Here is a 12,275-nt window from a genome sequence, read left to right as displayed (position 1 = left end):
GTTGACTTACATGACATCTCAATTTGAAAAACATTCAACGTTTCACAAATATTGGCAACTCATGCGTCCTCATACGTTAACCGCGTCAGTGGTTCCTGTTTTAGTGGGAACAGCCACGGCGAAACTTTTTTTATTGGGCAGTGAGGACCACCTTCATTTTGGATTATTCATCGCTATGTTGTTATCATGTTTACTTATTCAAGCAGCAACGAACATGTTCAATGAGTACTACGACTATAAAAAAGGATTAGACGACCACGAGTCCGTGGGTATTGGTGGTGCAATTGTCCGAAATGGCATGACACCCCAACACGTATTCCAGCTGGCCATTATTTTTTATGTGATTGCCGCAATACTCGGACTTTACTTAGCAATCCAAAGTTCTTTTTGGCTTATTCCAGTCGGTCTTTTATGTATGGCCATAGGATATTTGTACACTGGCGGTCCTTTTCCAATCTCATGGACACCTTTAGGAGAACTTTTCTCAGGTGTATTTATGGGAATGATTATTGTCGTCATCGCTTTTTACATACAAACCGGTCAACTTCAAAGTTACGCCTTTTGGATAAGTATTCCTATCGTTATCACAATTGGTTTAATCAACATGTCGAACAATATTCGTGACCGTGTTAAAGACCGTCAAAGTGGTAGACGTACATTGCCTATTTTATTAGGTAAACGAGGATCACTCCTCTTTTTAGCGGTATTCTATGCAATTGCTTACCTTTTTGTCGTTTATACTGCATTTTTCAAAGATGGGGGGTCGCTGTTCTACTTACTCGCATTACTCAGCTTCCCATTACCCGTTAAAGTGTATCGCCGTTTCCAGAAAAACGATACACCGCAAACCATGATGCCTGCGATGGCCGCTGCTGGGAAAACCAATACCTTATTCGGCGTGTTATATGCACTTGGTATTTATATCAGTGCCTTGTTAGGCGGCGTCTAGTTTTTAAGCGAATAACCGTTGAAACGAAGTCTTGATTCATATTCAAGACTTCGATTTTTTTACGCCTTTTAATCCGCTATTACACTAAATTATATACTATTTCTATCTCATTCTACCACCCTCATTTGAACAGATACAAAACATCCCTTTCATTTCGCCCTTGTTTCATGATTGTTTTCTAATCTTCTGAGACCTGAATGAGTTGGTGACGCGGATTAAAAAATTGACGATACATTAAATAGGTTGCCACTAATGCTGAAACAATCGTTGCCGTCGTATGAATAAAGACGACCATTAACTGAAACTTAATCGCTTGCATCGGTGGCACACCTGCGATAATCATCCCCGTCATCATACCGGGTATCGATACGAGACCGTATGTTTTTACTGAGTCAATCGTCGGGACAATCGCCACTTTAATACTTTCCCGAATCGCATCTTTGGCCGCAATTGCAGGGCTCGCACCTAAAGAGAGTTTAGCCTCTATCATATCTGTTTCTTTTGTAAAAATGCGATTTAAATTTTGGTAACTTAAATTAATCGCAATCATCCCATTACTCCCGACCATACCGGCTACAGGTATGATTTCATTTGGAGTAAAATTAATCGCCCCTGTTAATAACACACCACCTAAAGACAAGGTTGCGCCTGTCAAAATACCTGCCAAAGAAATCCAAAAGGCATGCTTCACAACGACGGGTTGACGCTTTTTCGTATTCGCAGCCGCATTGATCATGATCACTAAAATCAAGGTAAGTACAATCCACACTTGTTCTAATTTAAATACAAATTCTAGTAAATATCCGATAATCACCAATTGAATCACCGCTCGTATCGCGGCAATGATCAGATCTTTCGCAATATGTAACTTTTCTTTGAATGAGACGATAATAGGAATGAACAATAATAAAGACGTCAGTAATAAAGAAGTGGTGCTCATCACATCAATCGCTCCTCCTTTGCTATCGATCCATGCTGTATTTCAATTTTACGATGAAACTGCCGCTGACTTTGATCGGTATTGTGTGTAATCCACAATACAGACATCCCTTTTTCTACTAAATCAAATACAAGCTTTTCAATTTGACGACTGTTTTTATCATCCAATGCACTCGTCGCTTCATCGAGCATGAGCAAATCAGGTGTAAACATGAGCTGGCGTACAATTGTAATACGCTGTTTCTCGCCCCCGGACATATTTTGCACTTTATCCGACAGTCGATACTTTTTCAATCCTACCTTCGCCATTAATGATTTGGCTTTTGCTTTATCAAAAGGCTCACGACGCACTTGTGCCGGAAAAGCTAAATTATCTCGAATCGTTCCACTAAGTAATGTAACACTTTGTGGTAAATAACTGATATGTTGCCTTAACATTTCTGGTTTATACTGGTCGTAACTTTTACCTTTAAAACACAAATCACCTTCAGTCGGGCTCAACAAATCTGCAATCACTTTTAACAAAGTACTCTTACCACTTCCAGAAGGCCCAACCACTGCGATTGCTTCACCACTTTCAACATGAATATTCACTTGCTTCAAAATATGGCGTTGCGCGATTTGATAACTCACATTCGTTAATTCAAGCATGTATTTTCTCTCCATTTCGGTATGTCATATAGTGATAACGATGGCCATAGCGTTCTTTTTGCAGGCACACTCGAAAACCTAACCTCTGATACAATTGATGCGCCACTGTATGATGCACATCACAATTCAATGCCCACGTCACTTCTGGTTTTGTACACAACTGATGATTGATCAATTTTGTCGCAATCCCACGCCCCCGATATTACGGGAAAGTCGCAACCGCTTCAATATAAAAATCATCGTGCTCCGCTTCCATTTGAGGGAGTGGCGTTCCATGTTGCAATAACAGCGGTCGCTCTAACGATAACTGTCGCCATGCTTGCTCATAATCTGCTTCGCACTGACCCGGATAGGACACACTCCCATCCCCGCCACTTGTCCTTCTATCTCGTAAACATCCACATGTTGAATATGCGTCCGATATTTGACTTCAGTGGTACTTCTCATCACCGCATCTATGACAAGGTCTGCGGGATAACGTTGGACGATTTCAAGATCCATATCTTGCCAAATGATATACGTTAATTGTGCAATCGCATGTGCATCTTGAGGCGTCGCTTTCCTAATCATACGCATCCACCTTTTCATCAGACCATTCATATTTCAGCCTATTTAACATCATCTTTAAAAACATCTCCTTTTAAACACAAATGTTTGCTTCATACTTTTCAAAACAGAACATATGTTCTATAATCAAGTGGAGGTGATTTTTATGCAAGATCAAACGCTTCCTAAAGCATATCAATGTGAAACAGATTATCGAAAAATTCCTAGGCAGTATCTCAATGCACGCATACCTAAAGGGAGAGGTATCGTCAAATGGGCGCCTTTTGCTACACTACCCGAACAATTTGAAGCCATCAAACAATTCGAACAACAACAACTTAAAATTGACCGCCCTCTCCTAAGTGAAGACCAATTCATCGAAATGAATCAAACCTTACATTTCAAAATTGCTAAAAATGCTTACAGCTACATTCGTTATTGGCGTAATGGACATATCCACACCGCTCAAGGTTATATTGCAAGCATCGATATGTTAAATAATGAACTCCTACTCACCAATGAAAAACGAACAAATCAAGTCGTCATCGGATTAAATGAACTGTACGCAATTGAATAGCGGTGATCATAAGGAAAAACCATACTTTTTAAACCACTTTTCCTAATGATATCCTATACCCATATTTCGGATAAATGGGTCATCAATTTGAATTTTTTTATTTTCTCCAACATTTCCGACACATTCACAGCCAACGCAAAACACAGTAAATGCAACAATCCAGTCACATTTACTGTGTTAAATTTAACCATGAAAAATCAATAGAATGACCACCGCTACAATTTGAGCAACCGTTGTTGTAATGATTCGACGTGTATACATATAACTCGCCCCCAACAACAACTGGCAAATAAAGATAAAGACTACAATCCACCATTGATCCAAATAAATAAAGAATGACGCTGAAAAAATCGCACTCAAAAATACAGCAAGCCATGGTTTCGAAGTAAGGCGTAGCATTTCCTTTTGCAAAATTGTACGTACATAAAGCTCATGGCAAGGCATGACAAATAATAATGTAACGAGCACTTGCCATTTAAAATATACCCCTGTCGCAGATAATTGCTTAATCAGTGAAGGATATGTGAGACTTGATGTCATCCAAGAAAAAATCACTTGTACGAGTACGAGTGCCACCCCCGTTGCCAATCCAATCGCAATAGATGTTAATAAACGCTTTGAAGCAAAATCTCTTTGATAAAAGACATAGCTAATCCCTGCGATTAACATAATACCTGTGTAGAGTTGCCAATAAACTTCCTGCTCTCCCCACAACAACGATAGAAGAATGTGGAAAACAATAAAGCTGAGTATAAACCAAAGTAGCGGTTTGCTGATTTTTTTCATATGCATATTATCCTTTTTGTTCAATAATTTTATATCTCTTATGATTAATGACTGTTTTTTCAGGTAAATCCAACTGACTGAAATTTTCCATGATTGTTAAATCTACAATCACGGAGTTATCATTAATCTTTTCAACCTTTCCTTTAATACCATCATGAAATTCTACAATATCTCCTATTTCTGCAATTGTCATTTTAATGCCCCCCTTAGAATTTACTAGCGTATATTGTACTAAAATTTACATTTTAAATAAACAATTTACGATAATTGTCAGAAATTAGTTATATTCTACTACTTTTTGAGACACATAAGTGGAAAAATGAAATTAAATGATGCATAACATAAATAAAGACATATTTATGGAAAGGCGTGTATCGCAATGAAATTCATTAGTAATCTTAACCATACCGATCCCGCTTTAAACTTGGCGATGGAAGAATACGTATTAAATACTGTTCCACTTGATGATGACAGCTATTTTCTATTTTATATCAATCGCCCATCGATCATTATCGGTAAAAACCAAAACACAATTGAAGAAGTGCACCAAGCTTATGTTGACAAACATCACATCGATGTAGTCCGTCGAATCTCTGGAGGCGGTGCTGTTTACCACGATTTCGGAAATTTAAACTTCAGTTTTATTACCAAGGATGATGGTCAAAGCTTTCATAACTTCAAAAAATTCACCCAGCCGATTGTCGACGTGTTAAATGATCTAGGTGTCAATGCTGAGTTAACTGGTCGCAATGACATACAAGTCGGTCAAGCTAAAATTTCAGGTAACGCTATGGTGAAAGTCAAAGATCGGATGTTTAGTCACGGCACCCTGATGTTGAACAGTGAATTAGACGAAGTTCAAAATGCTTTGCGCGTAAATCCCGCTAAAATCAAATCAAAAGGTGTCAAATCTGTTCGTAAACGGGTTGCCAATATCCAAGAATTTTTAGATTCCCCTCTCGACATCGAAACATTTAAAACCATCATTCTAAAAAAATTATTTGGTGAAGCCGAAGTTGAGACTTACACACTGACCGAGCAAGATTGGAATAATATCGAAAAATTAAGTAATGAGAAATATCGCACTTGGGAATGGAATTACGGTAAAAATCCAAAATACAATTTTGAGCGTGAACATAAATTTGAAAAAGGGTTCGTACAAATCAAACTTGATGTCAAAAAAGGCCGTATTGCACACGCCAAAATTTTTGGAGACTTTTTTGGTGAAGGTGAAATCTCTGAACTTGAAAATGCTTTAATTGATGTTTTACACCAAAAAAGCGCAATTCAAGATGCCCTTAACGATTATGATTTTTATCATTATTTCGGTGATATTCCTCGCGATGAATTAATTGACATGATGCTTTAAGGCACCAAAACACCTCTTAAATCATTGGTGTTTATTCAAAACAAATTCAACTTCTATTAGAAAACCGCATTAAAAACAGGACGCTCCTTATATGACGGATCGTCCTGTTTATTTTGAAACATTTTCAATTGTGCTACTGTTCACAATCCTCTGCCTCCAGCTCTAAATATTCTTCCGTATAGGCTAAAAACGCACGTTCATTTTTATTGATTAACGCCTCGTCAATCAAACGTCGTAATGCTTGCTTACGCTGATTTTTCAATGCTTGTGCAATCACAATTTCCACGCCTAATTGTTTAATCGTAAGAATTGGGTCAAATACAATCAGTTTTTTTACGTCTGTTTGATTTTTCATATTGAGTCACTCCTTTGTATTTATCATCTATAGACTCTTAAGTTATTTAACAGTATACCGAAATACACTTAAAAACGCAATGAATATTCTGAATTTTTAAAGTAATTAAGTCAGAATTTTATCTAATTAATGTAATAGTAAACTTAAAGAAACAAAGTAAAATTGACTTCATTCAGAATATTCATATAATTAGTATTAGAAAGAGAGAACCTACACCTTTTTATAGACAGGAGGGTTCGAACATGGACCAAAGTTCCAATACCACATACGCCATTTGTAAAGGAGATATGTTTTTAAGGCCTGTTGATGGCCCTGATGGCATACTGATGAGTACCGAAATTTATAGATACGATGGTGCACATTTTATTATTCACGATCGTGTCCAACGTATCATGGAGCGTAGTTGTAAACATTATGGGGAAACATACTCTGGGAGAAAAGCACAGGCAAAAAGAATCGCACGTATCTCCAACAAAACCCCTATCTTGCTCACTCCGATTTATCAAACCTACTTTTTCCCCACTCATTCTGACAGAGTTCCTGAGAATTCCTGGTTGAATATGCATTATGTCGTTAAACTTAAGCCAATGAAAGGCGCTCGTTGTAAAGTTACTTTTGCTAATGAAGAATCTGTGATCATCAACATCTCTCATCACAGTATTAAGCATCAATTTTTGAACTGCATTTACTTTTCTTATTTAATGACAAGATCTAATCAAGTACAAACGCATAATCCGGAAAAGCCTATTGATTACAATCAGCAACGCTTTAACATCTTTGAAGCCTTATCTCAATACGCACTATTAGAAAAAACGAAAAAAGAATTAGAAGAAAAGAAAGTCCAAGATTACCTGTAGCCTAAACGCTCATCCGTATGAATATTTCACAAGAAATCATTCAATTGTCATATCATTCAACGATTATTATTTCAATCCATTAACAAAGTGTAAAGTTAACGGAAGTTGTATACGCATAGTGTAAATATTCCGTTAACTTTTTTATCGTTATCCCTTGATTTCTTAATTGATATTGCTATAATAGTATTTGTGATTGAAAAAAACATTCCACAGTAGCTCAGTGGTAGAGCTATCGGCTGTTAACCGATCGGTCGTAGGTTCGAGTCCTACCTGTGGAGCCATGGAAACGTACTCAAGTTGGCTGAAGAGGCGCCCCTGCTAAGGGTGTAGGTCGTGAAAGCGGCGCGAGGGTTCGAATCCCTCCGTTTCCGTAAGATAGGAAACAATGGTTAATATTTGTTTTCTTAAAACTATGAAGAACGCTGTTATTACGGCGTTCTTTTTATTTTCACTTAATATTCGGGCTCTTTGTCAACGTCGGTTGGTGAAGAAATATCGTACTAAGTGGCAATTTTTTGTTGCTTAGTACGTTTTTTATATTCACTTACGTATAACCTTGAAATAATTAAAATCCTATTTCTAAAGTTATAAAAATTTCTATAACCATAAGAGACACGCTTAATAAGCTTTATTTTATTGTTAATACCTTCAATTGGACCATTGGTCAAATGAGGATTTTGAATCGTATTTGAAATATAAGGTATATATTTTATGAGTGTGTTAATAACACGTTTGAGTCCATTTGATCTTAGAGTTTCTAGAATATGATGCCCTGCTTCATACGTTAATTGGAATTCTTCATCAAAAGTTAACAAGAATTGTACTAAACTATACTGACTATGCCATGTATTAAAAAGTCTGAACGAGTGATAGTGGACTCTGTCTAATTCAATTGGAGATTTTAATAAAAGCTTCCAATACCGTTTTAATTTATTGTACTTGGGTTTTTCTCTAGTCTTAAAACTATTCATTGTTTTAACGCGACTGTGATTGATTTCACGGTTAACCGCTTGAACAATATGAAAACGGTCTAAGATAATATCTGCATTGGGAAATAATGATTGAATTAGCGACATGTATGGTGGATACATATCAATAGAAACACTTTTAACTCCTTCACGCTGCTTTCTTGAGAATCTTAAAAAGTATTCTTCCAACTTGAACTTACGTCGATCTGGCAAGATATCAATAATATCATGCGTGATACTATCACAGTATATAAAGCTCATAGAGCTGTCGACATCATTAGTTGACTTAAATTCATCAAAGGATAAATGTTGGGGCAATATATCACTAGGTTGTGTTTTTACTGCTTCCCCTAGGTCTTTCAAATACCGATGAACAGTTGAAGGTGAAACTAAAACACTATTCGCTATATCTTTTTCAGATATGACAGTGGCGAGCTTTCTCGTCACCATTAGTTTTACGTCATTAGAAATTGTACAACGCGGTTCTATATATGGTGTTTTAGCCGTAAAAGTTTGACCACAAGCTTTACAATAGAAGCGTTGCTTTTTTAACACAAGATAACTAGGCCTTTCAAGAATAAGCCCCATATACACTCTTGTACTGCGAAAGCCATTTTTAATAACTGTGTGTTGCTCATTCTTGATACCACAACACTCACAACCTTTAGGTTGATAAGTTAAAACCCCTTTATAAAACAATGATTGAACGTTCTTGAAGGTTTGAATACCTAAACATTCAGTGATTTTTAAATTTGATACTTTTATTCCAATCATTTCTGATATATCATTATACATAGGCACGAATATCTCTCCTTAATTTGTTGGTTTTGTCACTTACAATTATAGAGATATTTGTGCTATTTTTGAATTTAAAACAAAAATAACGGCCAGTGAAAAAATCACCAACCGTTAAAAGTATAGAACCAATATTCGTTGACATCTGATTCGAAATAAAGCGGTCAATTTATGGTCAAATAAAAAATATTTTTACTTTTTACGTCTCTCATTGACCATTTTTTGACCAAATTAATTTTCAAAATGAATACCCCCCACCTATTGCAGGCGGGGTAGTTTTTTATTTATTTTCTCGTTCGAGTTGTTTTTGGTAGTTGTAAAGTTTTTCTGCAGTATCAAGAGAAATACCTCCTAGTTCTCTAACACCTCTTCTTAAATCGGAAATACGCGCTTGTGATATACCAGTATCTTTAAATATTCTATATCCTGACACATCGCTATCTAGTAATTTTTGGATTGATTTTTTAAATTCAGTCATTTTTCTTCACATTCTTTTTATCTAAGTAATAGAAATGCGTTTTTCTTCCTATAAACAATAATAATGGTAGGCTTAATATAAATAATGATAAATACATTTGACCTGTCATATTTGAAAACCTCCAAAATTTATTATATACTTCAAGTGTAAGGAGGAGCCAAAAGGCTCCATTAGATTACTTGTCTTGGTTATCTTGTTTGGTCGCCAGATAACCTAGGTGCCACATTCTAAGTTGTTTTAATAGCGCTGGAAGAACTAGTATCAACAACGATGCTGGTTGTTCTAGCGCTTTTTCTATCAAGTAAACCAAGGTTTTACCCTCCCTTCACTTGAAGTGCGTAAGGCATTAACCACCTTACATAAACTATTATACTACCCAGAAGGAATATAGTCAATCCCTTTTCACTAACTTTTTTAAAATTTTTACATAAAAAATACCACACCGATGAGGTGTGGTGGTGAATAGGCAACCGTCGCAACAGTTAGCCTCAAGTACACTCCGCAGCTGTGTACCGCTATTTGTTTGTATTATAACAAAAAATCACAACAATATAAAATTGTTAATCTTTTCCATACTCTAAACTATTAATATTACACTCATATTTTTTGGATATCTCAATATTAGATACTTCATATAATATTTCACAAAAATTTAAATTGAATTCCTTATTGGTTTTTATGTTTATGTTTCTAAAATCATCACCTAATACATGAATTCTATATAAATCATCTGTTGTTTGAAAATTTATAACACTATTTTTATGATCAACGTATACAATCTTACCCTTTTTCTGTATATTAACCTTGGTTTCTTTTTCATTTACCGCTTCAAGTATACTATTGATATTATGAATAGTTTTATTATCCATAATTATTTCTTTTTGACTATCCCTATTCTTATATGTAATTTCCAACTTATCTTCATCAAGTTCTTTATACCATTTTCTGATAGCTTTAAAAAGTCCTATACCCCAGTTTTTTTATGTTTGTTTCCGGGTTAAAATCATCGGAAGACTTAAAAACTTCATCAAAAATATAAAAATCATTATTTTCAACATCATTCATATCGATTTGACTATTCGGGTTTCTTTCTAACTCTAAAATATATGAACCAGCATATGTGTTATTTAATATTAATGTACTTTGTTCTTTTACCTTTTCTGATATTTTACCCTTTAAAGCGCTATTTCCAGATTTGTAGTTTAATGCGTATGTGTAAATCTTTTGTAAACCACCAATAATTTGATTTAAACTCACTAAATCAATTGTTCCACTTTTTAGATCTGAAAATATCTTAATTTCAACTTTGTTTGATTTCTTTTCTATTTCATCTTGAAACGAAATCATCCTTTTGTTGCCTACTTCTAATATATTTCTATAGCTACTATTTTTAATTTTATTTAGTTCGTTATCGTCTACTAAAAAATCAGTTATCTTTTTCATAAAATTCACACCTCCTAGTACATATGTAATCTTATGAGCGCTTTTTTATTGCCGTTTCTATCGGTGCTGAAAAATTTTATCCAACCTGTTTCTTGTCTTTTTAGATTTGAATATACATCTATATATTGATCTATATTTTTATCGAGAGTTCTAGAATCAGGAGCACATAAAAAATCAACATTATATTTTTCTTTTGTATAACATCGAAGTTTCTGCTGTAATTTTTCATCACTCGCTAATTGAAAACCTTTATTCTTCCTCAAATCTATTAAAGCTATTATGTCTATATCTCCGTTTCCGTATTTTGCTTATTTTTCGTTAATACACCGTTATATCTCGTAACACAAACGTTGATATGACGGTGTTTTGTTGTATTTGGTTGTTTTTCGTTAAACCTCGTATTTAGATTTTTACGTCCCCGGAACGTCCCTGAAAAGCGTAAAAATTAGAAAAACGTCCCCGGAACGTCCCCCGTGTTTTTTATTAAAAATAACCCCATTTATTTCAGGCGGGGTATTGGGGAAGGCTACTCTATGATGTAGTCTTCCTCTTCTTCTGTGTGCTGCAGTGGAATGTCAACTGGAGATTGAGTCGGTACACCGAACTCTTGTAAAATCCGTAAATTAACCCCTCTAACACTCGTTGTTAAAGAGGTTTTGTTTTACACGTGTCAAAAATGTGTCATGACTTAAAATAACCCCCATCTATTGTAGGCGGGGGTTATTTATTCGTTTTCTTTATCGAGTTTCTTTTGGTAGTTGTATAGTTTTTCAGCATTCAACAAACCTAATCTATCTAATTTAGACTTACCTAACCTTAATTGTTTAATAGTCGCTTCGTTCATACCTGCCTCTTTACTTATTTTGTATGCACTAATATCAGAGTTAAGTAGTTTTATAATTTCGTTTCTCACTTAGAACACCGCATTTGCTATACATATCCCCAATACTACAAATAGCAAACATGCTATAAATTCAAGTTTTTCTTTTATGTTCGTTTTTCTGATGCTATATTTTATCCTCATAGTTTGCACATAAATGAAGAACATTATACATTAAATTTGAAAGGGAAATTGCCCTCTCGTTATTTAGTTGAGTTCGAAAGCTATCTCGATTACGATAACCGCCAAGTTAAGTTTTATCGAGAACTTAAAGCTTTTGAACTTTTTTGTTTCTCTATTTATTTACCTCCCTTCTATTTGGTATCCTTATATGATAAGTGAGTTTTCTAACTTATCCAGTCCCTTTTACTGATTTTTCTTTTTTATTTTTAAGTACAAAACACTTTCATATATACCTATTTCACATGTTATACTCCTTTTTTCATAAATGAACAGAATTTATACCTTCATACGTATCAAATTACTTCATTCGATTTCGTAAAACAACCCCTCAATAGTTACAAAAGTTACTTTTTCTTAAAAACACTTATTTTTTTCGACAAATTTATTTTTTTTGTACGTCGTAAAAGCATTATTTTTAAACATAATAAATCATATATTGTATGTCATTTAAGTTTTAAGGTGTGATATTTTTATAATTTTAATCTCTCTTTAACATTAT

General features: G+C 34.9%; 16 protein-coding genes and 2 tRNA genes. 6 read left to right on the top strand and 12 right to left on the bottom strand.

Annotated elements, in window-relative coordinates:
- Positions 1 to 10 precede the first annotated feature (10 nt).
- Positions 11 to 949 carry a 1,4-dihydroxy-2-naphthoate polyprenyltransferase gene (locus tag B5P37_RS09230; RefSeq protein ID WP_085237939.1) on the top strand — a complete coding sequence of 313 codons (939 nt, stop codon included), beginning with the start codon at positions 11 to 13 and terminating at the stop codon, positions 947 to 949.
- A 178-nt stretch (positions 950 to 1,127) separates the two neighbouring features.
- Here the strand turns inward: B5P37_RS09230 and B5P37_RS09225 are convergent, their stop codons facing one another.
- From B5P37_RS09225 to B5P37_RS12175, 4 genes are all read right to left on the bottom strand, one after another.
- Complete coding sequence (locus tag B5P37_RS09225) at positions 1,128 to 1,889, bottom strand: ABC transporter permease (RefSeq protein ID WP_169710800.1); 762 nt, start codon at positions 1,887 to 1,889, stop codon at positions 1,128 to 1,130.
- Positions 1,889 to 2,539, bottom strand: coding sequence for an ABC transporter ATP-binding protein (locus tag B5P37_RS09220; RefSeq protein ID WP_085237937.1), 651 nt, complete (start codon positions 2,537 to 2,539; stop codon positions 1,889 to 1,891). The genes B5P37_RS09225 and B5P37_RS09220 overlap by 1 nt, the downstream gene beginning before the upstream one ends.
- A complete protein-coding gene (locus tag B5P37_RS12180; RefSeq protein ID WP_240622360.1) occupies positions 2,532 to 2,681 on the bottom strand; it encodes a hypothetical protein in 150 nt (49 codons plus the stop codon). The genes B5P37_RS09220 and B5P37_RS12180 overlap by 8 nt, the downstream gene beginning before the upstream one ends.
- A 155-nt stretch (positions 2,682 to 2,836) precedes the next feature.
- Positions 2,837 to 3,109, bottom strand: a complete 273-nt coding sequence (locus tag B5P37_RS12175) for a GNAT family N-acetyltransferase (protein WP_240622359.1) — start codon at positions 3,107 to 3,109, stop codon at positions 2,837 to 2,839.
- A gap of 142 nt (positions 3,110 to 3,251) precedes the next feature.
- On the opposite strand from B5P37_RS12175, the gene B5P37_RS09210 reads away from it, so the two are divergent.
- Complete coding sequence (locus tag B5P37_RS09210; protein WP_085237936.1) at positions 3,252 to 3,662, top strand: YolD-like family protein; 411 nt, start codon at positions 3,252 to 3,254, stop codon at positions 3,660 to 3,662.
- 183 nt (positions 3,663 to 3,845) lie between these two features.
- Here B5P37_RS09210 and B5P37_RS09205 read toward each other — a convergent pair whose 3' ends face one another.
- Together B5P37_RS09205 and B5P37_RS09200 are read right to left on the bottom strand one after the other, a co-directional pair.
- The gene (locus tag B5P37_RS09205; RefSeq protein WP_085238458.1) at positions 3,846 to 4,448 is read right to left on the bottom strand and encodes a CPBP family glutamic-type intramembrane protease; all 603 of its coding nucleotides are present in this window, start codon (positions 4,446 to 4,448) and stop codon (positions 3,846 to 3,848) included.
- Positions 4,449 to 4,455: 7 nt separating this feature from the next.
- Positions 4,456 to 4,641, bottom strand: a complete 186-nt coding sequence (locus B5P37_RS09200) for a YkvS family protein (protein WP_085237935.1) — start codon at positions 4,639 to 4,641, stop codon at positions 4,456 to 4,458.
- A gap of 186 nt (positions 4,642 to 4,827) precedes the next feature.
- Between B5P37_RS09200 and lplA the strand changes: the two genes are divergently transcribed.
- Entirely contained in the window at positions 4,828 to 5,817 is a 990-nt protein-coding gene (gene lplA / locus B5P37_RS09195) for a lipoate--protein ligase (RefSeq protein WP_085237934.1), read from the top strand.
- 133 nt (positions 5,818 to 5,950) lie between these two features.
- Here the strand turns inward: lplA and B5P37_RS09190 are convergent, their stop codons facing one another.
- Positions 5,951 to 6,172, bottom strand: coding sequence for an IDEAL domain-containing protein (locus tag B5P37_RS09190; protein ID WP_085237933.1), 222 nt, complete (start codon positions 6,170 to 6,172; stop codon positions 5,951 to 5,953).
- Positions 6,173 to 6,414: 242 nt separating this feature from the next.
- Here B5P37_RS09190 and B5P37_RS09185 point away from each other — a divergent pair, with 242 nt between their 5' ends.
- From B5P37_RS09185 to B5P37_RS09175, 3 genes are all read left to right on the top strand, one after another.
- On the top strand, positions 6,415 to 7,029 hold the full coding sequence (locus B5P37_RS09185; protein WP_085237932.1) for a competence protein ComK: 615 nt from the start codon (positions 6,415 to 6,417) through the stop codon (positions 7,027 to 7,029).
- Positions 7,030 to 7,235: 206 nt separating this feature from the next.
- Positions 7,236 to 7,310: transfer RNA gene (locus B5P37_RS09180), tRNA-Asn, on the top strand.
- A 1-nt stretch (position 7,311) separates the two neighbouring features.
- A tRNA-Ser gene (locus B5P37_RS09175) sits at positions 7,312 to 7,400 on the top strand.
- A 129-nt stretch (positions 7,401 to 7,529) separates the two neighbouring features.
- Here the strand turns inward: B5P37_RS09175 and B5P37_RS09170 are convergent.
- The 5 genes from B5P37_RS09170 to B5P37_RS09155 form a co-directional block, all read right to left on the bottom strand.
- Positions 7,530 to 8,792 carry an ISL3 family transposase gene (locus tag B5P37_RS09170; RefSeq protein WP_085238457.1) on the bottom strand — a complete coding sequence of 421 codons (1,263 nt, stop codon included), beginning with the start codon at positions 8,790 to 8,792 and terminating at the stop codon, positions 7,530 to 7,532.
- Between the two features lie 280 nt (positions 8,793 to 9,072).
- Complete coding sequence (locus B5P37_RS09165) at positions 9,073 to 9,270, bottom strand: hypothetical protein (protein ID WP_085237931.1); 198 nt, start codon at positions 9,268 to 9,270, stop codon at positions 9,073 to 9,075.
- Entirely contained in the window at positions 9,263 to 9,379 is a 117-nt protein-coding gene (locus B5P37_RS11835) for a hypothetical protein (RefSeq protein ID WP_103210810.1), read from the bottom strand. The genes B5P37_RS09165 and B5P37_RS11835 overlap by 8 nt, the downstream gene beginning before the upstream one ends.
- Positions 9,380 to 9,830: 451 nt before the next feature.
- On the bottom strand, positions 9,831 to 10,139 hold the full coding sequence (locus tag B5P37_RS09160; RefSeq protein WP_145951848.1) for a hypothetical protein: 309 nt from the start codon (positions 10,137 to 10,139) through the stop codon (positions 9,831 to 9,833).
- A gap of 85 nt (positions 10,140 to 10,224) precedes the next feature.
- Positions 10,225 to 10,713, bottom strand: coding sequence for a hypothetical protein (locus tag B5P37_RS09155; protein ID WP_085237929.1), 489 nt, complete (start codon positions 10,711 to 10,713; stop codon positions 10,225 to 10,227).
- Positions 10,714 to 12,275: the final 1,562 nt, after the last annotated feature.

Source organism: Staphylococcus lutrae, assembly GCF_002101335.1.
In the GTDB taxonomy this organism is placed as follows: Bacteria; Bacillota; Bacilli; order Staphylococcales; family Staphylococcaceae; genus Staphylococcus; species Staphylococcus lutrae.
The sequence above is the reverse complement of the archived record's forward strand: the minus strand, read 5'-3'. Positions and strand labels throughout refer to the sequence as shown.

Coding starts and splice junctions, on each gene's coding strand:
- B5P37_RS09155 (WP_085237929.1), bottom strand. CDS start 10,713: ATGAAAAAGATAACTGATTTTTTAGTAGACGATAACGAACTAAATAAA.
- B5P37_RS12175 (WP_240622359.1), bottom strand. CDS start 3,109: ATGATTAGGAAAGCGACGCCTCAAGATGCACATGCGATTGCACAATTA.
- B5P37_RS09205 (WP_085238458.1), bottom strand. CDS start 4,448: ATGAAAAAAATCAGCAAACCGCTACTTTGGTTTATACTCAGCTTTATT.
- B5P37_RS09170 (WP_085238457.1), bottom strand. CDS start 8,792: ATGTATAATGATATATCAGAAATGATTGGAATAAAAGTATCAAATTTA.
- B5P37_RS09225 (WP_169710800.1), bottom strand. CDS start 1,889: ATGAGCACCACTTCTTTATTACTGACGTCTTTATTATTGTTCATTCCT.
- B5P37_RS09230 (WP_085237939.1), top strand. CDS start 11: ATGACATCTCAATTTGAAAAACATTCAACGTTTCACAAATATTGGCAA.
- B5P37_RS11835 (WP_103210810.1), bottom strand. CDS start 9,379: ATGACAGGTCAAATGTATTTATCATTATTTATATTAAGCCTACCATTA.
- B5P37_RS09185 (WP_085237932.1), top strand. CDS start 6,415: ATGGACCAAAGTTCCAATACCACATACGCCATTTGTAAAGGAGATATG.
- B5P37_RS09220 (WP_085237937.1), bottom strand. CDS start 2,539: ATGCTTGAATTAACGAATGTGAGTTATCAAATCGCGCAACGCCATATT.
- lplA (WP_085237934.1), top strand. CDS start 4,828: ATGAAATTCATTAGTAATCTTAACCATACCGATCCCGCTTTAAACTTG.
- B5P37_RS09200 (WP_085237935.1), bottom strand. CDS start 4,641: ATGACAATTGCAGAAATAGGAGATATTGTAGAATTTCATGATGGTATT.
- B5P37_RS09160 (WP_145951848.1), bottom strand. CDS start 10,139: ATGGATAATAAAACTATTCATAATATCAATAGTATACTTGAAGCGGTA.
- B5P37_RS09190 (WP_085237933.1), bottom strand. CDS start 6,172: ATGAAAAATCAAACAGACGTAAAAAAACTGATTGTATTTGACCCAATT.
- B5P37_RS09210 (WP_085237936.1), top strand. CDS start 3,252: ATGCAAGATCAAACGCTTCCTAAAGCATATCAATGTGAAACAGATTAT.
- B5P37_RS09165 (WP_085237931.1), bottom strand. CDS start 9,270: ATGACTGAATTTAAAAAATCAATCCAAAAATTACTAGATAGCGATGTG.